This is a genomic window from Shinella sp. M27 (assembly GCF_049199905.1).
In the GTDB taxonomy this organism is placed as follows: domain Bacteria; phylum Pseudomonadota; class Alphaproteobacteria; order Rhizobiales; family Rhizobiaceae; genus Shinella.
Map to the genome: position 1 here is coordinate 199,664 of NZ_JBLZPK010000014.1, position 20,604 is coordinate 220,267.

General features: G+C 60.2%; 22 protein-coding genes and 1 tRNA gene. 8 read left to right on the top strand and 15 right to left on the bottom strand.

Features of this window, described 5'->3' with window-relative positions:
* Positions 1-2 precede the first annotated feature (2 nt).
* The 6 genes from ACOZK4_RS06135 to ACOZK4_RS06160 all read left to right on the top strand — a co-directional run bounded on the left by ACOZK4_RS06135 (position 3) and on the right by ACOZK4_RS06160 (position 4,840).
* Positions 3-1,178, top strand: a complete 1,176-nt coding sequence (locus tag ACOZK4_RS06135) for an O-antigen ligase family protein (RefSeq protein WP_421591052.1) — start codon at positions 3-5, stop codon at positions 1,176-1,178.
* Positions 1,179-1,185: 7 nt separating this feature from the next.
* Entirely contained in the window at positions 1,186-2,340 is a 1,155-nt protein-coding gene (locus ACOZK4_RS06140; RefSeq protein ID WP_421591054.1) for a glycosyltransferase, read from the top strand.
* 86 nt (positions 2,341-2,426) lie between these two features.
* Positions 2,427-2,503, top strand: a tRNA-Pro gene (locus ACOZK4_RS06145).
* A 501-nt stretch (positions 2,504-3,004) separates the two neighbouring features.
* The gene (locus ACOZK4_RS06150; RefSeq protein WP_421591055.1) at positions 3,005-3,532 is read left to right on the top strand and encodes a hypothetical protein; all 528 of its coding nucleotides are present in this window, start codon (positions 3,005-3,007) and stop codon (positions 3,530-3,532) included.
* 262 nt (positions 3,533-3,794) lie between these two features.
* Positions 3,795-4,019 carry a hypothetical protein gene (locus tag ACOZK4_RS06155; protein WP_421591057.1) on the top strand — a complete coding sequence of 75 codons (225 nt, stop codon included), beginning with the start codon at positions 3,795-3,797 and terminating at the stop codon, positions 4,017-4,019.
* A 146-nt stretch (positions 4,020-4,165) separates the two neighbouring features.
* Positions 4,166-4,840: an SOS response-associated peptidase gene (locus tag ACOZK4_RS06160; RefSeq protein ID WP_421591059.1), complete on the top strand. Its 675-nt coding sequence runs from the start codon at positions 4,166-4,168 to the stop codon at positions 4,838-4,840.
* 20 nt (positions 4,841-4,860) lie between these two features.
* Here ACOZK4_RS06160 and ACOZK4_RS06165 read toward each other — a convergent pair whose 3' ends face one another.
* A complete protein-coding gene (locus ACOZK4_RS06165) occupies positions 4,861-5,085 on the bottom strand; it encodes a hypothetical protein (RefSeq protein ID WP_421591060.1) in 225 nt (74 codons plus the stop codon).
* Between the two features lie 31 nt (positions 5,086-5,116).
* Positions 5,117-5,356 carry a hypothetical protein gene (locus tag ACOZK4_RS06170; RefSeq protein WP_421591062.1) on the bottom strand — a complete coding sequence of 80 codons (240 nt, stop codon included), beginning with the start codon at positions 5,354-5,356 and terminating at the stop codon, positions 5,117-5,119.
* Positions 5,357-5,669: 313 nt separating this feature from the next.
* Between ACOZK4_RS06170 and ACOZK4_RS06175 the strand changes: the two genes are divergently transcribed.
* Positions 5,670-5,768, top strand: coding sequence for a DUF982 domain-containing protein (locus ACOZK4_RS06175; protein ID WP_421591064.1), 99 nt, complete (start codon positions 5,670-5,672; stop codon positions 5,766-5,768).
* A gap of 30 nt (positions 5,769-5,798) precedes the next feature.
* On the opposite strand, the gene ACOZK4_RS06180 is transcribed toward ACOZK4_RS06175, so the two are convergent.
* From ACOZK4_RS06180 to ACOZK4_RS06190, 3 genes are all read right to left on the bottom strand, one after another.
* On the bottom strand, positions 5,799-6,173 hold the full coding sequence (locus tag ACOZK4_RS06180) for a DUF1515 family protein (protein ID WP_421591065.1): 375 nt from the start codon (positions 6,171-6,173) through the stop codon (positions 5,799-5,801).
* A 129-nt stretch (positions 6,174-6,302) separates the two neighbouring features.
* A complete protein-coding gene (locus ACOZK4_RS06185; protein ID WP_421591066.1) occupies positions 6,303-6,554 on the bottom strand; it encodes a hypothetical protein in 252 nt (83 codons plus the stop codon).
* Positions 6,551-7,375: a hypothetical protein gene (locus ACOZK4_RS06190; protein ID WP_421591068.1), complete on the bottom strand. Its 825-nt coding sequence runs from the start codon at positions 7,373-7,375 to the stop codon at positions 6,551-6,553. Before ACOZK4_RS06190 ends, ACOZK4_RS06185 begins: the two co-directional genes overlap by 4 nt.
* A gap of 186 nt (positions 7,376-7,561) precedes the next feature.
* Between ACOZK4_RS06190 and ACOZK4_RS06195 the strand changes: the two genes are divergently transcribed.
* A complete protein-coding gene (locus ACOZK4_RS06195) occupies positions 7,562-8,539 on the top strand; it encodes a CatB-related O-acetyltransferase (RefSeq protein WP_421591069.1) in 978 nt (325 codons plus the stop codon).
* On the opposite strand, the gene ACOZK4_RS06200 is transcribed toward ACOZK4_RS06195, so the two are convergent.
* The 10 genes from ACOZK4_RS06200 to ACOZK4_RS06245 all read right to left on the bottom strand — a co-directional run bounded on the left by ACOZK4_RS06200 (position 8,529) and on the right by ACOZK4_RS06245 (position 20,599).
* Positions 8,529-11,663 carry a tail fiber domain-containing protein gene (locus tag ACOZK4_RS06200; protein ID WP_421591071.1) on the bottom strand — a complete coding sequence of 1,045 codons (3,135 nt, stop codon included), beginning with the start codon at positions 11,661-11,663 and terminating at the stop codon, positions 8,529-8,531. The two genes, ACOZK4_RS06195 and ACOZK4_RS06200, sit on opposite strands and share 11 nt — an antisense overlap.
* A gap of 76 nt (positions 11,664-11,739) precedes the next feature.
* A complete protein-coding gene (locus ACOZK4_RS06205) occupies positions 11,740-13,971 on the bottom strand; it encodes a hypothetical protein (protein WP_421591073.1) in 2,232 nt (743 codons plus the stop codon).
* Complete coding sequence (locus tag ACOZK4_RS06210) at positions 13,968-14,384, bottom strand: DUF6950 family protein (protein WP_421591074.1); 417 nt, start codon at positions 14,382-14,384, stop codon at positions 13,968-13,970. The genes ACOZK4_RS06205 and ACOZK4_RS06210 overlap by 4 nt, the downstream gene beginning before the upstream one ends.
* A gap of 9 nt (positions 14,385-14,393) precedes the next feature.
* A complete protein-coding gene (locus ACOZK4_RS06215) occupies positions 14,394-14,996 on the bottom strand; it encodes a hypothetical protein (RefSeq protein WP_421591076.1) in 603 nt (200 codons plus the stop codon).
* Positions 14,997-15,737, bottom strand: a complete 741-nt coding sequence (locus ACOZK4_RS06220) for a hypothetical protein (RefSeq protein ID WP_421591077.1) — start codon at positions 15,735-15,737, stop codon at positions 14,997-14,999.
* 3 nt (positions 15,738-15,740) lie between these two features.
* Complete coding sequence (locus ACOZK4_RS06225; RefSeq protein ID WP_421591079.1) at positions 15,741-18,608, bottom strand: phage tail length tape measure family protein; 2,868 nt, start codon at positions 18,606-18,608, stop codon at positions 15,741-15,743.
* Positions 18,605-18,940 (bottom strand): phage tail assembly chaperone, encoded by a 336-nt coding sequence (locus ACOZK4_RS06230; protein WP_421591080.1) that lies wholly within the window; start codon positions 18,938-18,940, stop codon positions 18,605-18,607. The genes ACOZK4_RS06225 and ACOZK4_RS06230 overlap by 4 nt, the downstream gene beginning before the upstream one ends.
* 17 nt (positions 18,941-18,957) lie before the next feature.
* Positions 18,958-19,368, bottom strand: coding sequence for a hypothetical protein (locus ACOZK4_RS06235; RefSeq protein ID WP_421591081.1), 411 nt, complete (start codon positions 19,366-19,368; stop codon positions 18,958-18,960).
* 13 nt (positions 19,369-19,381) lie between these two features.
* Positions 19,382-20,113, bottom strand: coding sequence for a hypothetical protein (locus ACOZK4_RS06240; protein ID WP_421591082.1), 732 nt, complete (start codon positions 20,111-20,113; stop codon positions 19,382-19,384).
* Positions 20,114-20,170: 57 nt separating this feature from the next.
* On the bottom strand, positions 20,171-20,599 hold the full coding sequence (locus ACOZK4_RS06245) for a phage tail terminator-like protein (protein WP_421591083.1): 429 nt from the start codon (positions 20,597-20,599) through the stop codon (positions 20,171-20,173).
* Positions 20,600-20,604 lie beyond the last annotated feature (5 nt).

A 20,604-nucleotide genomic window follows, 5' to 3' on the forward strand; every position in this document is an offset into this window, starting at 1 on the left:
GCATTGTGGGCTCGATGCTGGTCACGGTGGGCGTGTTTCTCTCGGGATTCGTCATCAGCGAACCGGCGCCCTATGAAGTCTTTATGGCCGGCCTCATCGGCCTTTGGGCGATCGTCGGCCTGCGCATCTCGCGCTATATCGCGCCGCTCGTTGTGCTCATCCTGCTCTTCAATGTCGGCGGCATGCTGTCGCTGACCGTGCTGGACGATCTCTCGATCGGCCCGATGTATATCGCCGTCTCGCTGTTTCTGGCGTTGTCCAGCATCTTCTTCGCCTCCATCATCGAGGCCAGGCACGAGCGGCTGGAGCTGATCTTCCGCGCTTGGGTGGCGAGCGCCATCATCACGTCGCTGCTCGGCATCCTCGGCTATTTCCACGCCTTTCCCGGAGCCGAGGCGTTTACGCTCTACGACCGCGCCAAGGGCGCCTTCCAGGACCCGAACGTTTTCGGCCCCTTCCTCGTCGCCCCCTCGCTCTATCTCGTGCACGGCCTGCTGGCCGGCCGCATCCTCGGCGCACCGCTGAAGATCATCGGCCTGCTCATTCTGGCACTTGGCCTGTTCCTCTCCTTTTCCCGCGCGGCCTGGGCGCTCTATCTGTTCTCGGTGGTCGCCCTCGTCTTCATCATGCTCTTGAAGGAGCGCACGGGCGCCTTTCGCCTGAAAATTCTGGTCCTCAGCCTTTCGGCTGCCGGCCTGATGATCCTCGCGCTGATCGTCGCCCTGCAATTCGACAAGGTCTCCGACCTGTTCTCCAGCCGGACCCAGCTCGTGCAGGAATATGACGGCGGCCATCTCGGCCGATTCGACCGCCACCGCATCGGCTTCCTGATGGCCATGGAAAAGCCGCTCGGCATCGGCCCCATGACCTTCAGCAAGATCTTCCCCGAAGACGAGCACAATATCTGGCTGAAGTCGCTGACCACCTATGGCTGGCTCGGTTTCGCCTGTTATTTAACCCTCATCATCTGGAGCCTGTGGGCGGGGTTCAAACTGCTGCTGCGCAACCGGCCCTGGCAACCCTACCTAATGATTGCCTTCATCACCGTGGTCGGACACACGGCGATCGGCTTCGTCATCGACACGGACCACTGGCGCCACGCCTATCTGCAGATCGGCGTGCTCTGGGGATGCATCGCGCTCGAAAAACGTCACAACAGAAAGACCGGATCGGGCTGATCGCATCATGACGACCTCACAGGACAGAACACCGCGGCAGATGCGTCTCATGCAGGTGCTGGAGCCGAGCGGTGGCGGCTCCGGCCGGCATTTCATCGACCTGTGCCGCGGCATGCAGGCGCGCGGCCACGTCGTGCATGCCGTCTATTCGCCTGTCCGCGCCGAGGAGCGCTTCGTGGAGGAACTGCTGGCGCTCGATCTCGCCGGCGTGCATTCCGTCGCCATGGCGCGGTCGCCCGGCCCCTCGGACCTTGCCGCCTGGCGGTCGCTGCGCGCCGTCATGCGCCGGGCTGGGCCGTTCGATATCATCCACGGCCATTCGTCGAAGGCCGGCGCGCTTTCGCGCCTGCGCCTGCCCGGCCGCCATGTCGCAAGGGTCTATACGCCGCATGCCTTCCGCACCATGGACCCCGGCTTGGGCAATCTCGGCCGAAAGGTCTATGGCTCGATCGAGAAACTGCTCGCCCGCGCCCTCACCGACCGCCTCATCTGCGTCTCCGCCGATGAATACGCCCATGCCCGCGCGCTCGGCATGCCGCGCGAAAAGCTGTCGATCGTCGTCAACGGCGTGAAGACGCCGCCGGCGGACCTGCGCGAGGCCGTGCGCAGCGCGCTGACCATTCCCGCCGACGCCCTTCTCTTCGGCTTCGTCGGCCGCCTCTGCCATCAGAAGGCCCCCGAACGCCTGATTGCCGCCTTCCAGCGCCTCGCCGCCCGCGTGCCGAACGCGCACCTTCTCATGGTCGGCACCGGTGAAACGGAAGACGCCGTCCGCCGCCAGATCGCGGCAAGCGGCTTTGCCGACCGCATCTGCCTCACCGCGCGCTTCACGGGGCCGCAGGCGATGGCCGCCATCGACGTGCTGGCCATGCCGAGTCGCTACGAGGCGATGTCCTACGTCATGCTGGAGGCCGCCGCCGCCGGCAAGCCGATGGTCCTCACCGATGTCGGCGGCGCCTCCATGGTGCTGAAGGACGGCGAGAACGGCGTTCTGGTGGAAAACGAGGACGACCCCGAACGCTTCGCCGCCGCGATGCTGCGCCTTGCCGACCCCGACCGTCTCACCCGCCATACCCAAGCCGCCCTCGCCCGGAGCCACGACTACGGCCTGGACCGTATGATCAGCGAGACGGAAGCGCTGTACCGCGGGCTGATCGCCTGAGGCCGAAGACAATTATCCACATTTGCGATCAAGCTGTTTTTTTGGCTTGCATCCAGGGGATCGAGACTATAGGGGTTTCGTCGGTCCGGAATGTAGCGCAGCCCGGTAGCGCACTTGACTGGGGGTCAAGGGGTCGTGGGTTCGAATCCCGCCATTCCGACCATTGGAACCGCTGTATATCAAGCGGTTCAGGCGAAAATCCCCAACTCGCCAAATTCTCCATACCAGAACATAACGGAACCGAAGTCCCGGAATTTGAACCGCGGTTCCCGGAAAATTCCCGGACCATTTCGACGTCCCGACTTTCTCCCCTCTCCCGTCCTCACGATTCTTTTCGCGGTCGGTTGACTCTCTCGCCGCACAGAACATATTGAGAACAAACCGGCGATGCGGCGCCAATCCGAAACCTAGGGGATGATGCCTACTGTGGCACCAGACACAGGAGAACGACGACGTGCGCCCGAATCAAAAGCAGCCGGAACACACCAACGAGATTGAGGAAGCGCTTGCCTGGCACGACGGCGACGCGCGGGCAACGATCGCCACGCTGATCGAAGATTGCCGGCACCTGCGAGGGCAGATTGAACTTTCAGGTCGGGCCATAAGCCGTGGGTTTACCCGGGGATGGCTTCCCAGTGTAGACCGGGAATAATGGCGGACCGTCATGGAATACAAGAAAACGCCACCGCCGCGAACGAAGGAAGCAGGCAATGGTTTGCTCGGTGGTCCCAAGGCGAAACCAGTGGGCCTTCCAGACGAGGATAACTATGAGATCCAAGTTTGGGAGAGTGAGGACGGCGCCTACATAGGGACGTGTTTTCGTTCATCCATGAACGGGATCACGCACCATGCATGGCTTGAGGCGATCAAAAAGCACCCCGGAAAGTATCTGGTGAATTGCAATGGGAAGTTCGTGGTACGAACGGTCGTCGCGCCAAACGAAGTGCCCGACGCCGCCGGCATGGTGGAGCCGAACAATATCCTACTCGGCGATATCCCCCAATGGTACGGCCTCGTCGCCCACTGCGAATGCGGAAACATCAATCATATCGATCGCTATCATCCACGCCTGAAAAACCGGCAGGCCGATTTGCTCACAGCAATCGCTAAGCGTCTGTCTTGCACAGAGTGCGCGAAAGCCAAGCGGCCAAAGGGCGAAATCAAAATCAGCCTCTACAAGCTTCCGAGGTGACGCCATGTCGAGACTCACCTACACCGCTGACATGGCAGATGAAAACAAGACAAAGCAGCCCGGCTCCGGCAGTATCGTCGAACACCTGTGCGAGCACCCGGGATGCAGCGAATGGGGCGGCTTCGGCTACATGCCGTCCAAGGCCGTCGTGCCGCGGTGGTGGTGTTGGCCGCACTACCCATACCAGCAGCCGGGCTCCACGAGATAGCGCCCCACCTTGCCCGCCGGCGCCATCGCGCTATCTCCGTCCTTGGAGGCGGCCATGGCAATTCGGGGACCACGATCTGACGAACGCAACGAGGATAGATTCGTGCTCTGTGAGCAGGAGCTGGAGGCTGCGTTTCAGGAGTTGATCTGGAAAGCAATTCAGGCAGGATGGGATGAGGGCGAAGCCTGCGTGGCAATCGCTTCCTTGGCGGACCATCACATCCTTGCCATGCAGTGCGATGAGGAGACGGCCGTCTCCATTCGCAAGATCCGGCTTTAGCTCAGGTGGAGTTCAGCACCGAGGTTTGCGGGAGGGTTGGCGTGGTGAAAGATGCGGTAGTGTGGATCATGCTGGGCATTCTCCTCCTGGCCGCCATCCTCGGCGCCGCCGCTCCATTTATTCGCTTGTTTTACGGGATTTGACGAATGTGCGGACGCTTTACGCAGATGTTGCCATGGCGCGATCTAGTCGCGCTCTACCGCCTTACCGACAAGATCAAGTCGAGAAACACCGAGGCACGCTTCAATGTGGCGCCGACGCAGACCGTGCCCTTCGTGCGGCTGGAGGACGACGGCGCGCAGACGGTCGACGATGGCCGTTGGTGGCTGGTGCCGCATTGGGCGAAGGAAATGCCGAAGGCCGCGATGTTCAATGCACGCATCGAGACGGTGGACACCTCACCGGCCTTCCGGGATGCGTTCAAGGCTCGCCGCTGTCTCATCCCGGCTGACGGGTTCTATGAATGGACGAAGGCCGAAGACGGCGGCAAGGATCCGTGGCTCATCCAGATGCCGGGCGGCGCGCCGTACGCCTTTGCGGGTCTCTGGGCGCATAACACCAGGCTACCGACGCCGATTACCAGCTGCACGATCATCACCGCGCCCTCGATTGCGCCCATCAGTCAAATCCACGACCGGATGCCGATCATCCTCGATCCGAGCGTTTTTGATGCTTGGCTCAACCCGGCAACGCCGGCAGAAAACCTCAGGGGCATCCTCGGGCATCACCTCGATGGTCAGATGCAGATGCATCGCGTCAGCCGGGACATCAATAGCTCGAGGTTCACCGAGCGGCCGGCGCCAATCGTAAATTCGCTCTAATGCCCGAACAGTTCGCCCAACTAAATCCAGCGCATTGACTTATGCGGCAGTATGTCGCTAGGTAAGACAATCTCAGCAAAACGATTGGCAGACAAATAATGCCTCATCGCAGCAAGCATGAAGCACAGCTCAGGATGAGCATTGGTGTAGCGCGCGTAAATATGCGGCAAGGCCTGACTGAGCGAGAAAGCTTGAACGCACTCCGTCAGCACCTCAAAAATCTTGCAGACCTTGAAAGCTGCCATGCAGCCCGCGACTTGGATGACAGCGAGCCCTCTACCGCTTGTACGAGATAGTGCCATTCTGCGGAGGGGCTTTCGCTTGCATAGGCACCCTCCCAGAGAGGAGATCAATCGCCTGCAAGATCGCCATATCCACGAGGTTGGCGAGGAGCGCGTCGGTCGATGCCACCTTTGGGTGGATCTCCTTCAGCATTCTCATGGCATATTCTAAATCTTCCAGCGGCGTTGGCGGCGGTATCTTTCCTGTGTGCACGGCGCGTGCAGCTTTATTCATGGCAATTCCCCCGAATTTAACCAGTCACAACTTGAACGGTAAATGCAACTCCGATTTTCCGCAACAACAATTAATGATTGGTTATTTCTGGCAATCTATCAGGGAAATGCGGCGGCTCGACGCAATCTAAAGATTGCACTAGCCACACGTCTTCAGACCGCGACCATTTAATCGGACGAGTCTCCTAGCCACCCATCGCGTGGGGTTTCCAAATTATGAATGCCGTCGGGGCGCACCGCTATTAAAATTGACATATCGAGTTCTGGCCGACCATCGGGTGTCAGCCTGGTGAGTTGTCAGATCTGGAACGTGCTTGGCTGTCATGGAGGGGAAGGTCAGGCCTACCGAAGCGCGGCAGGCCTTTCTTGATGCCGCCGACAAGGCGGACGTCTTTGTCCGGGAGAGCCACTGAGGCGCTGACGCTCGATGCGGTCAAGGCGCACTATCCCCGCCCTATGATCACCATGCCAATCCGCTTCAACGCCTCGCTGAACGTCACGCCTAGCGCCATTGCAGCAAGGCCGGTCACGCCAAGCGCCCCCATCCCCATGAGCTTCCACCGACGCACTTCGTCCGTGACAGGCTTCATCTCGGTTACGTCTTCCTGAACGGTGACAATGGACGTTTCCACCTTCCCGACGCGATCGACCACCTCGTCAAGGCGACGGTGGACAACGGCCCGGCTGGCTTCTGACTTATCCTCCGACCGTCTGCTGGCTTCTTCCATTCGGCGAATGGAATCCTGCAGTCCGTGCATGCCGGCGACGAGTTCCCCTAGCTGACGGTGGACTGCTGCATCAACTTCCGGCGGGCTCATTTGCGGCATCCTGCGTCTTTGCGGCATTGCATATTGTTGGAGGCGATGGCTGGTCCTGCGGTCGCGTCACCGGCGACAAGGCGAGCGGCTTGCGGGTCGGTGAACCTCACAAGCTGATAGCCACTGCCGTTAATCGCATTCCGTGTCTGGCAACCCGCTATCACGCATAAGCACAAGGCAGCGGTCGCGAGACGGTAGAGTGCGGAAACTCGCATTGTTCTTCTCCAGTTCCTGAATGCGGTTGATAGCTTCGGCGGAGGCGGCGGCTATCGTTTCTGCCCTGCCGGCCGACTTCCCGTAAAGATATGCCGGCCCAAAGAAGAGGGCTGCGCCAAGGATCGCCCCCGCGCCAACCTTAAGAGCGTCGAAGAGACCGATCATTCGCCGATCCCCAGCCTAAGGTCCTTTACGGCCCTGGCGAGATCGAACCGTCGCTTGATCGCATACGCAGCGAACAGCGCCACGATGACGACGATGGCAAGCTGGACGCGCCAATCCTGGAACACGGCCAGCACCGGCACGAGAATGGTCGTGATGATCCACTGCCAAACCGTCTTGGACTTCATGGGCGACTGCTCGAGCTCACCCGGATCGGCCACCACCGGCTTTTCGACCACGATGGCGGCGGGCGCCTTCTCTTTCGTGACCGCAAGGTTGCCTGCGATCCTGACCTCGTTCAGGATGCGTTCGACCTTCTCTGGCGAGACCAGCGCTTTATTCAGGCCGTCACCAGCATAAAAGCTCTGCCCGCGCTTGAGGTCTCGCGTACTGCCCTTCGTGGCAGCGAGGACCGGAAACGATGCCCACTCCTGCGCGAGGCGCTTCCCAAACTCAGTGCGGTCGATCTTGCCAGAGACGAACAGCTCGTAGCCGCGGCGGAGAAGGAGCGCATACCCGAGTTGGTCTTGAAGCTCCGGCGTAAACACGTCAGTCCCACTGATGGAGGGGTTCTCCTTCGCAAGATCGATCAGGGTCGCCCTCATAAATTGGTAAGCGCCGGCCGCACTGGAGCCATGGTTCTTTGACCATTTGCGCTGGGCGTCGATGATGTCGCCATAGGTCATCGATGTGAGGGGCTTCGGTAGACGATCCTGCCGGTTGGCATAGATGACGTCATATGATGCGCGATCGTCCCTGCTCACTTCCGTACGGCGGATGAAGGCGAGGAGGACCGCCGCACCATTGGGGATGGAGCGGTTCATGATGGTGTCCTTTTGGGCTGGGCAGCAGAGATTAAACGCTGGGCGAACGCTGGCGCACCGGCGCATAAAATGCGCTACGGTTCATGATTGATTTCCTGGATTGAAGAAAGCTTAGGGCTCTGACCCTTGATGGTTCCCGGCCCCTCAGCTAGGACGACTGCTAAGCTGATTGCACAGGGGTGGAACATGACGGATAGAAAAAAGGCACTAGATGCAGCTCGAGAGGCAGGGATTGGCTGGATAGCTGACCTACTCGAGGGACATCAGAACCTTGCCCGCAAAGCAAATGATGCCATCGAACGTGGCGATCTGGTAGAGGCAGATCAAGCTCTGGATGAGATGGACGCACTGACCGCCGCTTCCATACCGGAGGCGGCTACTTCCAAGGCAAAAGTCACCCCTCAGCCAGCCGCATCCCCAAACTACAGAGAGCTTGCAAAACAGGGACTGCACGTCGCTCCCGAAATCTTGCGCGTCAGAAAAGAACAGATCATCAGATTTGAGACTCCGTGCCGGCTAAACAATCTGCCTCTGTTCCTCGCAACGTCTTTTGAGATGGGCGCCTACTCCTACATCCGTGGGGGTATAGTGCGAGCGGTGAAGAGCATCGGCCGCTACACCAGCATTGGCCCGAATGTCATGATCGGTGAGACCGAGCACCCAACCGACTGGGTTAGTACATCGCCAGCTTTTTATTTTGCCGATCAGTTTGCCTTCACGCCCCGCGAGAAGGAACTCGCCCCTCTGCGAACTGCGTGGCACGGCGGCACAAAGCCTAAGCCAATGGGTAAAGTGACGATTGGGAACGACGTCTGGATCGGCGGCAATGTGATTATCCGCCAAGGTGTGAACATAGGCGACGGAGCGGTTATCGGAGCAGGCGCTATCGTCCTCAATGACGTGGAGCCATACTCGATCGTCATGGGGCTCCCCGCGAAAAAGAAGCGTTTTCGCTTTGCCGATCTGGGGGTTATTGAAGCCCTTAAAAAGAGCCGCTGGTGGGAATTCGACGCCAACTCGCTGGTCGGGCTCCCCTATGAACACCCCGGCGCATTTGTGGATCAACTAATGGGCAAAGAGGCAAAGGGCGAAATCGCCCGGCGGCCGAAGACTTTCGCAAAGGTGTCCATTTCAACCGCCGGATACAGATTCATCAAGGATTAGTCCTGTACAAATCCTTCATTACGACGCTGAGCAAGAGCATTTCGAGTTGCGCATAGTTGACGCTGTGCGCCCCTCCCGCCTCCCTCGCCGGATGAAGGACTTCACCAGTCTCTCGGTCAACTTCTTCCTCCTGCGCATCCCACGTGTTGTACGACACGACGTCGTAGTCTTCGGGGTCCAACCCTTCCGCCTCAAAGTGCTCGACAATTTCCTGTGCGATCACACCGACTTGCCACGCGGCTTCTTTCACGCCGTTGGCGACGACATCGGTTTTGATCTTGTAGCGCTTCACTACGCCGGCCTTCGCCAGGCGGCGTGCCACCCTGAGGAGCGCGCCTTCCTCAACATCGTCGGCTCGTTCAATGTCCTGTTTGAGGTTAGCGTCGGAGGAAACGTTAGGGTTGTTGCTCAAGTAGATGTTGTTGAACCGAGCACCAGTTGTCCCGAGATCGAGGGTTGCCGTGGCGTTGGGGCTGAACGTCGAGTAGGTGAGCGTCGTTGCGCCCCAGAGCATCTTACGGACACCAGCGGCCCACAACGTCGCGTACCGGTCGCCCGAGCCCGTATTGCGATCGTTCCCGAGTTCGAGAGTTGCCGCCTTCCCAACGGAAGGACCGCCGGATAGGGTCAATCCTCCGTCATAGTCGTAGCTCTCCCGAGCGAAGAAGCTGGTTGTATCCCAAGCCGTTCCGCTTTTCATCTGGTCGGTGTCGTAGAGACGACCGTCTCCAGTGCTCCGCCGCTCGAAAATCGGCCAAACGGTATCAGTGTTGCGATCGTATTGTCCAACGCAGAAGTGCGTGTAAACCACATACCCTAGGTCGTCGCCGTACAAACCGTTATATGCTGGCGCTTGTTGGTCGTCATACAGCCCATCAGCAAGGCCATGGGGGCGATCGTAGCGGTCGGCCGGCACGAGGGCGGTCAGGAACTTATGATGGATCACCCCTGTGACAGCATTGTAAGTAAGGGCGCTATTCCACGCTTCAGTTGCCGGTGCTTCTGTGCGTGCCCAGAATCCGATCTGGGTAGGTGGGACCCCTGCCGCGACAGCCTTGGTAGGAAGTGCGTTCTTGCCTCGGTACGACACAACTTTGTGTGGGGTGGCGACGTTAAATTTTGAGACCGTGACCAGCATGTCGTTGTGGAGTGCCAGCCCCTCGCACTCAAACTCAAAGCCAAGCTTGCCGCTTTGCCCCTTGCGAAACTGGTTGCGGTGCGTGCTCGCAAAACCGCCACATATGACACCCTTGATCACCGCTCCGTCCATCGACATCATGATGACGGACCGCGCGCCGACGATTTGGGCGCCACCGTTAAGAATGTAAATGATCTTGCCATCGCAGAATACGCCAGCCAACGACCCGACGGAATCGCCCATGCCCTGAAGATATGGGATATCGAACGAGTAGACGGGATCAAGGGAGGTAATGTCGCCTGCACTCTCTACCACGAGTCTATCGTAGACGGTGACGTGGGGAACCGCGCCAACGTAAGCCGCATCACGCTGCACCGCTAGATATCGATAGCCCGCAAAAACGAGATACTTGCCATCTGACGACACGCATACTTCAGCAGAATACACGTCCTTCAAGCCCCGATATGCCACCACGTCCGCTTGACTAGTCAAGCTGCCCCGCCATTTGGTTTTCGTGAAGCCGCGCCCGTAGTTGCAGGCCAAGCCTTCCGCAACGGCATCGCCCGGTGGGCACGATACCGTGCTATAAAGCCACAAATCGCCCCCCTCGCGGATGACGCTTGCTCCGGCTCCGTGTCCGAGAAGAGTAAGATCAACGACAGCTGTGGGTGCCGTCCCTCCGCCGGAGATCGTGAGATCAACCGTGTCGCTCACCGCACGACTTACCGGAAAAGAGGAAATTCGAGTCACCGAAGTGGCAGACCATGACCCTCCAGTTGTGTCCACATTCTGGGACATATAGGCCACCCCCTCGCAAATACCGAGACCTTGCGCAGTTGTCGGCGCCGTTAACGTGGCCCCCGGCGCCGCCTTAATCTCCTGTATGTAGATTTGCTCAAGACGATCCGCATTGCCGGGATTGCAAAGCGCCATTCGCTGCCCGTTCGTGTACAGCAGGATAGCATCTTCACTACCCCTGAAGCGGGTCACGTCGATTGCGAGACCATCGACCACGTAAACGCCCGCAGGAACCGGGACGGATGCAACCCGCGCCTGGGCAGCAAAAAACGCTGCCGTATCGACAGTTGCGCCGTCACCCTTGGCGCCAAACATGCGGGGATTGGGCTCGCTCTCATCGATTTCCCACCAAACGCCACCAGCACTCTGGAATTTTCCGGCCAACGCCGGCTCAGAGCCTACCCTTCGGTATTTGGCGCCACCCTTATCATCTGCGGCCCAATAGCCATTCAAGCGGATAATGTTGATGCCGATCGGAACGGTTATAGCCGACATCCCAGCGACGGTGGCGTAGATCGGCACGTTGCCCTGACTGACGGCATCCGACGCATAACCTGCAGCGATGTCCCGCGCCTCAATCGCGGCGTCTCTGGCCGCGAAAATCTGGGCTGCAATTGCTTCATCCGAGAACAGACGGAAGTTTGGTCCGGAAATCACGCCCAGAAGGGTCATACCAGCGATGAGACCATCGGGTCCGATGTCTTCGCCGCTGTTCGACTTGATCGTCAACGGCACGCCGCCGTTGAACGCTACGGTGACCGGAGTTGCCGTGTTGCTCTCAAAGATGTTCATCCAGATCAGGGCGTTATCCGATACAGGAATACTGGTCGTTGCCTGAATGCTGTTCGCCGTCCCGGCCCCCACATCGCTTGCAACGATAAAGCTGTACGGCAATGGCAGAATACGCGTCCAAGAACCGGTACCGGAACCGCCGATCTTCCGGTAGATCCCGTTGTTTGCAACGACAGGGTCGGCATAGACCCACGCCATAGTGTCCGCCGCCTTCACTAGGTCCGCGTTCAACTGTGCAAGCGTCTGCTTTGCGACCGAGCCAGCGCCAGAGGAATATGCATCGATAGCAGCCTCGATTTCCTTCATCACAATGCGGATGTCGGGCTTCGGCGGCTCGTGCGGATCCTGAGCCGGGCCGTCTGCATAGATCAGATCAGTATTGCGCGAGAAAGGCATTCAAATCTCCACGAGAAATCGCCCGGCGGTCGGCCAGGGGCGGTATGCGACAACATGTTTTGAGGGCACGTCGTTGTTATGAGACGATGAAAGAGCCAGTGGCGACCGGCGAGGCCGCAACACCGGAGTTATTGAACGCAGCGATCCAGCCGTAGCGAGTTCCAGCGGAAATTCCGGTGATGATTCGGCTATCGTTCTTGTTGGGCGAACCGTACTCGGGCGGCGTTACTTGTGTGGCCGTGCCGAACGTGTTGACGGTGTTCCAGTACAGCCTAGCGCCGGCATAGTTCGTGCTGTTCGGTGTCTTCCAATTGAACGTTGCTTGGCCGACGCCACCCGTCGCACTGACGGCGGTGACTACGCCTGGCGCCACCGGGTCGGCCGTCGAAAAGACCTCGAATGCGCTCGACCAATTTCCGTATTTGCCCCGTGCGCTGATGTAGGCTGCTTCAGTTTCGAGAAGCTCATCGGGCGGAACCGGGACAGTGCTGACTTTGATAAAGCCATCTGACGCAGCAACGTCGTTGAAAACCTGCTCAACCCATTCACCAGGGGAGCCAGATCCAGTGTCCTTAATGCGATACCGCACGGCCAAGGAGAGGTCGTCGTGGTCAGGATCGACGATCGAGACGGCAAGATAGACGCCGCCGCTCTTCGCCTTGGCTACGACGGAACTGATGTCAGGCGTCGGAATATTGGCGATCGCGGGCTTCGGCGGAATCGGGGGTGCCTGCCCCTCATCGGTTGCCGGGCTCCAGGCGTCTATGTTTTCGGGGTGCTTTACGAAATCGATCGTAAAGCCGCCCTTGGCCAACGCGAGGACGGAGCGGCGGTTCTCGATGACCACGCCGTTCATGGCCGGCCATCCGAGTGGTGTTTCGAGCCTGTTCCAGCGCTTGTAAACAGCGTTGACACCCGAGAGCCTGACATCCAGAGCCCCCTTCATCTTCTCTTGAAAGCGCCGCCAATCACGGATGCCAAGCCGGCGGCCCTGCCGCCATTGCGTGCACCAGCCGTAGTCGGCCTCCTGGGCCAGAACCCGGCCGGCAGTGAGCTGCGCTGCCGTATCCTCAAAAAAGTCAGTGTCGGTGGTCGTGTAATCAGTGGCGGGATAGGTGATCTTCGGGATGAGGCGGTTGCACTCGTCCTTGAAGAGAACGTCATGCTGAAGCTGGTAGCCGGTGATATCACGGTCTTTCAGAACGCCGCAGTATTTCTCGCGGAACTTGCCCACTACAAACAGAAGCGCTCCATCGCCCCGCTCACAAAGCCACCCGTCGCACGTTGCTAGGATCGCATTCGTGCCGACCTTTGGGTCGTGCTCAGCCGTGGCAAAACCGTCGCAGAGGTAGCGCTTTTCCGTGCCGCCACCTTTGAGGGCCACGTCCTCCTCACAAACGTCGGCCTCCTCTTCCCACATGTCGATTAGGGGAAGGATGGCGCGCCGATAATCACGACGGTGCCCGAACTCGCTGAAGCACTGATGCCAGGCCATGATCAGCGCGGAGTTCCGCGAAAAAACCCACGCCCCTGGATGGGACGGATCTGCGCTGATCCGATAGTCCCAGACAAGGGCTCCCTCCACCTCGACCGAGTATTTCGGCACGCCGTAAGGAAAACGCTTGGTGAAGTCTTTGGCGATCGGCGTCTTGGCGACCAACGATAGAGACGCCTGACCATCGCCGCGGTGGTTGTTCGTCCATACGTCGTCAGCCGAAAGATCGGCAACGATAGGCGCGTACGGGGTTTCGGTGGGCAGTCCAAGACGATGATCAAGCTGAATTCGGTTCGCGGCGTACCGACCATCAGCAAGTGGCTGGACGGTTCCGCTCCCATCCACCGTCACAACATCGTCGTGGAGCCATCGCTTTGTAATCGCATTGATGCGGTGACCGGCGATCGCCTGGACTGCATATAGCTTCGATCCTTTTGCCTCCCAGAGCATTAATGCTCCAGCGACACGCCGGCGGCCGACAATCCACTGCCGATAGGGAATGGCCTGGGTAATAGGCTGCTTGCCGTCATCGGGCTTGGGAGGCTTAGGCGCAAGGAGATATTGCAGACCTATCGATAGGGCTGTCGTGGCGATAGCCGACGCGATGACGGCACCTGAAATTCCAGCGATCGAGAAGGAACCGAAGCCAAGGCTAACGAAGATCGGCGTGAAGATCGGGTCGTAATGCGCCGTGCTCGTCTCGAGCGCCGTATTGAACTGCCGACGGTCCATAGCGCGGACCTGAAGCTCGATGTCCTCGCTTGACAGGTTTTCATAGAGGCCGCGATGCTGCGCCAGATCAAACCGCATCATGCAGGCAGTCTCCATGCAGCAACCATCTCTGCGCGCTGCGCGACAACGCCGGCAGGAGCAATCGATGCCCAGAAAGACCCGAAACGGATCGCACCGACCTCCGTTTCCCTCACATCGTCATAGGTTTCACCGGCAAGCATTCTCACAAGGCCAATATCCCCGTCCTGAGGCTGCTGAACGCGGCGTGCGCCTATCGGCTCCAGCTTCACGCTCATGAAAGCCAGCGCGCCGTTGTGGGCCGCAAGAATGGCGTGCGCTTCGGCTTTTGTGCTGTAGGTGCCGCGCAAGTCCTCTGCGGGGTCCACGTCGACGAGGCAGAGCGCCCACGATGCCGCAAACGTCATGCAGTCGTCGCCATTCACCCCGCCCCACCTGAAACGGTGCGGCTGGCTCAGGAAGCCTCGAAGGTTCATAGATGCGTCCTAGTAGTTCGGCCAGACGGGCTGCACGCCGCGCGCCATTCGGGCGGTGTTGTCGCAAAATCGGTCGGTCGGCGAGATCGCCTTTTGATGTGCTGCGGACCAAAGAGAGCGGGCCGGCCGGCTGCGGGTCTGCTCCCCGGCCGCGACCGTGAGGCCAAGGGTCATTGTCCGGTTTTCTGTACCGGTCACCGATTGGAGCGATTCCGTCGGGTGCGATGCCGTACCCCTCCAAAGCGCGACGATCGCGCTCATGGGCTGGTAGTAGTCATCGAGCGTCGTGATGCCGACATAGACGGCGCAGCCACGTACCGGTGGGATGCTCTCGATCACCTTGCCGCCGGTTAGCGGGTCGACCCCGGAAAGCGAGAACTCCACGGCGTCAGCCGTGCCGTTCACCAGCGTCTCCAAGGTCGGGACGCCGATCAGTTTTCCGGCGCCCTGATAAACGGCTCCAGACGGGTCGATACTTTCAATCGTGATTGGAATATCGTTGATCCCGAGCCACAGCCTCAACGGCGGCGTCGTCGCCACATGAATGAAGACGCCAAGTTGGTGGCTGGTAGCGAGCGCTTCCGTGACATTTTCTGGAACCCAGTCCGCCATCTAGAAAGCCTCGACGAACTGCAAGGTAGGCCGGGAGGAGTAAAACGCCTCGTAGTCCCACGGCAGAGTAAAACCGCGCGGGAACCGCATGACGCACTTCGGCCTGGCAAACTCAATCCGGGTGTCCACTGCAATAGCCTCGCGCAATGTCGGGCCGATCCCCAGTTGGTAGTCGGCATAGGTAAGGAGTTCGCCTCCGATGGTCTCAGCCCCGGCTCCTGTCTTGATGCTTTCCCAGTAGCGATAAGCACGCCATCCCTTGGCCGTCGCGTGGTAGATCGAAAACCAATCCGCCCACCGAAGGTCGCGAGAGGCGTTGTAGACCCGCACCTGAAGCTTGCCGGCGCCCACGGCAGCCGACGCGGACGCCTTCCCCCAAGCACCGGACTGCGAATAGCCAGAATTGTCAGAGAAAAGGGCGCCGTCGGAATGCGGGATGCCGCCGATCGTCCTGCCTGGGCTCACCCAGTCGTTGATGATTTCGACCGTGAAGGGCCTGAAGCTGCCATTGCCGCGCGCTCCCAGCCAGTTTATCACCTCATGACGCTCGAAGTCGTCAGCCTCGACCATGCAGCTTTCGTAGGCCGCGGTCACTTGACCGCCGCCCGTCATCTCCATGCTGACGCTCTCACCCAGCAGATTGGCACCGCCCTCGACCGCCCCACCGACAACGTCGAACGAGGCGCGCGCTGGGCGAAGGTACATTGCCGGAACAAGCGGTGCAGAAAGCAGAGAAACCACGGATTACCCCTTGTTTGCCTGATAGTCCTGCTGCACATCGCCGAAGCGGCCGCGTTCAAGCATCTTGTCGTATTCGACAAGAGCGTCCCGCGCGCCCTGCTGAGCCATCTGACGGATTTGCGCGTCGCCGTTGGCGCCCTGAACGTAGACCTTGAGCTCTGGCCGCTGACCCTTAATGGCCTGGCTTGAACGGTTGTCGTTGAGTGCGGCGGCGAGCTTGTCGTTCGACATAATTCCCGAGCCTGTAGGGATGTTGAGAAGTTCTGGTCCTTTGTCGCCGACGATAGAGAGCCCGCCGGAGGCGTACCCTGTGCCATTGGCGAACAGACCAGGTTTAAGCAGGCCGGACTTCGCCGCGCCCCACTGTCCGCCGCCGAAGAGGCCGCCGAGCCAACTGAAGAGCCCGCCACCTCCTGTGCTGGTGGCGCCGCCCGCAGGGGTGGAAGGGAAAAAGCTGGTGGAAAGGCTCTCGCCAATCTTACCTAAGCCACCTCCCAGGGTGTCGAGGCCTTTTGTTGCCGCGCCTGCAGATTCCGCCAACTTGTTGACGGCCTCAACGGCCGAGCCAGCGCCTCCAGTTCCTATGCCTTCCCAGTTGCCGATGCCGGTGTTCTTCGCGCCGTACCATGCGCCCCAGCCATTTTTGGCGGCATGATCAAGGGCAAAATCAACACCCGCAGGGCCGTTGGCGGCGAGGCGCGGATCAAGCCCGGTCTGCTTCTGGAACGCGTTCCCCAGACCACCGCCCATGTAGAGCTGATACGGGCCGAATGATGGCTCCTGCACGCCGTTCTTGACGTATCTCGATTGGAGGTTCCAACTGTTGAGCCCACCTTCGGAGCGCGCGACAGCAAGAGCCGTTTTGGGATCGATGCCACGTTTGATCGCGGCCTGCGCGATGTAGGCACCGACATCGGTTGTGGGAATCGATGCTGATGCCTTGTTGTCATTTGCCGCGCCACCTGCCCCCAAAACGGCGCCGAGCGTGGTCGTAGGGCTAAACCCGGCGGCGACCGTGCCTGCGCCCTTGTCGGCGCCGCTTGTGAGCCACGCCCCGAGTTTTGTTGCAAGGCTATCGAAGATGGAATCCCATGCCTTCTCTGCGGCCTTCTGAGCAGCGTTGAGCGCGGACTTGACGATTGCATCGCCGATCTTGCCGCCGTTGCTCCAGGCTTCCTGATAAACGCCGGAGAAGAAACCCTTGAACAGGTCCTTGGCCTCGCCCTCGCGCATCTGCTTGCGTAGCGCCTCAGCCTCAGGAGACTGGAGGTTTTCGTCAAAGCCATAGCGCGTGAGAGTGCTGGCGATGCGCTGATCCATGGCGCTGCGACCGGCTTGGCGCTCCGAGAAGCTGAGGTCTAGCCAGAAATCGGCCTTTGCCTCTTGCGCGCGCCGATAGGCCTTGGTGAGGTCATCGACCTTCTCGTTCTCCTTCTCCAGCTCAAAGAAATTCGGCTTCTGACCGGGGATTGGCACGCCGGTAAGGCGCCCATCCGAATTGAGAATGCGCGTATCGGAAGGATCAGGATCGCGCGACAGGTCCGACGGGCGACGAACCGGCACGCCGGGCACGCGAGGCACGAAGTCGGACGGCCGGCGCATCGTTCCGTTGTCGTTGAAAGTCGATCCTTCAACGATATCCTGCACGTTTGTCCCGCCTGCAATCGCAGCGATCCACTCAGTTCGGGCCTTCTGCGCCGCTTCGACGCCGCGATAGATTGCAGCCGTGACCTCGTCAAACGCCTTGCTGAACGCGAGGACTTGCGGTGTGCCGTAGGAGCTTACGGCGGTGGCGAGTTGGCTCTGTACGCGGTTCAGGTCGGCCATCGAAGCCGTGCCATTGTCCAGGCGTTCTCGCAGGTCGCCCCAGGCCGAGACCAGATCCCGCACCACAACCGCGTTACTTGGGTCTCCTCGCAGGGACCGCAGCGCCTCGACTGCCTTGACTTTTATGTTGTCGAGATTGGCGGAAAGGCCCTCAAGCTCTCGGCCGGCCAAGATACCGCCGGCCTCCCTGCCCTTTGCGATCTTGTCGGCTCTGTCGAGCTCGTCGACATAGGCTTTCAGCGCCGGAGCAGCATCGCCCCAGAGTTCGGCCGCGCGCCGGATGGTTTCGTTCTGCTCCTCAAAGAGCCTTGCCGTCTTTTCCGTGCCGCTTTCAGCGGTTGTGAAATACTGAACTAGCGCCGAGACGCCGGCGACGAGGCCGACTGTCACGAGCGTGACCGGGCTTATGATGGACGCGAAAGCAGCAGCAAGCCCGGCGACGGGTCGCTCCATGGTCGCAAGAACGGACGCAAGCTGCGTGCCCTGCTGCAGGCCGATCATGAGAGGGTTCATGCCCATGGCGGCGGTGACAGCAATGTCCTGGAACTGATAGCCCGCGTTGATGCCGGCCGCACGCTGGGCGCCGGAGGGATTGTTCTGGTTCGCCGCGACGACCGCCTGATTTGCCCCCATTGCGGACGTCTTCAGGCGATCGTAGGCCATGCGTTCAGCATCAAGCGCCTTCTGCATCTGTTGGGCGTTGATCACGCCGATCTGATGCGCCCGGTTGATCTCCGAGATCGACGCCTCGTAGTTCTTCGTCGCCTGCGCGAGCGGCTGATACTTCGTCGTCAGCCGCTCGATCTCAGCGCGAAACGCTTTGACGTGCTCATCCTGATTTTCGAAGGGTTTGGCGACAGGCGGGACCTTTTTCGTCTCGTCGCCAACCTTTTTCAAGGCGCCAGCGAGTGCGCCAGCCGAGGCAGCAAGGCTGTCGGCAGCCTTTTCCAGTTTGACCGCGCTGACCTCAAACCGATCTAGATCGACTGTCGCTGAACGCGCTTCTGAACTGTCGATCTTTAGACCGAGTACGGCTGTTGTCATTTGGCTGTCCTGTCGGGGAAAAGAGCGTCGAACAGTTTCGATGTGAGCGAACGCTTGGAAACCTCGGCTTGTGGCTTCTCTGTTTCGGCCTGCGCCGTAGTCGCGGCAACACTTCGCCGTTTGATGTCGAGTGCGAGGATCGCGTCGAGATGCCATGGCAGAAGCGACAGTTCGCGGAGATCCGCCCACGCCTTGATCTCTCGGAAGCCCAGAGAGTTCATGCCATAGCCGTTGCCCTGCCGCTGGCTGTCCAGTTCTCGGAACCAGAACCACACCTGCTCTCCAGCGGCCGGGACCTTAATAGGCCTGCCGGCCGCTTGATCGGCGATCAATTGGCAGAGATGAGCGATCAGCCTTTGGCGAAAGGGGCGCGGCGCACCGCCCGCGCCTGAGCCTGCTCATAGAACATGCGGAAGCGGGTGAAGAACGTCTTCGCGTTCTCCTCGGAGAAGGACACAGCCTTGCCGCCGATCGACGGGTCGGGCGACCAGTGCGTTGTGACCTTGGCGAGGAAAGCTATCATTCGCTCCTCCTCCTCATCCTCGGGCGCGAGCAACGTGCCCTTCTCCTCTGCTTTCGCAGAGAATTCGGCTGCAACCGCCTTCATGGCCTGCCGAGCACGCTTGCTGTCCGGCCCGACCATCCCGAGCTTGAGGCCAATCGGCTTGCCGACTTCATCGACGAGATCGAATTCGATGCCCTCCTCCTGCGATTGGACGAGAGCATCGAAGCGATCGAGATTGACGGTGTTCTCAGACATTGATCACCAAGCGTTACGCGGCTGCGGCCGGGATGCGGAGGATGGCGGAGTTGATTTCGATCGTGGTCGAAACCAGGCGCGCGGTGTTGGCGCCGCCGCCCTGCTCCGGCGAGCCCATGACGATGCCGTAGAACAGCTTCGTGGAACCGGTCGGCACGGTCGTTGCGGTATGGACGCCGCTCTGCGTGCCGGTGGTGGTGATGGCCGAGCCGCCAGGCGTCGCGGATACGCTGAGTGTGCCGCTCGCAGCGCTGACGACATAGTAGGTGGTTCCCGCAACCAACCCGGTCGGGAGCGCGCCGGTCGTGGAGAACTTGACCGCGTTACCATTCACCAGCGTGTGGCCGGCCCAGGAAATGACTCCGGGGGCCGCGATCGTCATCGTCACGACGGACGATAGTGCAGGCGGCGCGTCGTCGTGAACGATCTTGAACGGGTAATTGTGGCGAGTGTTCTCGGCGGCGATCAGCGCGAGCTGTCCATCGTCGTCGGGAAGCACAAGGAACTGGTTCTGCATCGAGCCGGCGTTTTTGGTGCCGCCCGCTTTGATGTCGCGGCCGCGATTGATAGCCGATTCCGTGATCAGCGCCTTGCTGTCGCCGATGGCGCCCATGGTCTGCCAGCCGTCGATCTCGGTCCAGACGACTGAGGTGAACAGCGAGGCGACCATGTCCTCGTCATCGGGCACAGAGGTTACGGCCGGGCCGATATAGATGCGGCTGCCAGCTACCGGATAAAGCTGCATGGTGGTTTTCCTTCATGTCTGATTGCGCTTGCCGAAGGCGCCGGGACGGCAGGCCAATCAGGCCGGTTGGAAGTATGAGCGCCACCGGATGGTGACGGGAATGGTGTGGTGCGTGTCGCCAGCGACCAGCGGGCCGATCTCTGGGTCTTCGTCGACACGAACCTGCACATCTTCGCGGGAGACCTTCGTCCCGCGCTTCAGGTGCGCCCGTAGCTGGCCGGCGACCTCATACCCATCCACGATGGCGGCACCCTTCGGCCACATGACGTTGGCCCTCATGAAGCCTTGGCGGATGGGATCGAGCTTGAGCGAAAGGTCGGTTTCGATCGACCGGTTGAAGTGGACCTCGATCGAGATGAACTTGCTGGACGCCGTCGGCGTGAAGGAGGCACCCGGCAGGACAATTGTGATGCCGCCCGGAGGCGTGAAGCCCTGCGCGCGGGTGGTGAGCGCCTGGTAGATTTTCTTCTCCACCGTGTCGGCCATCCGTG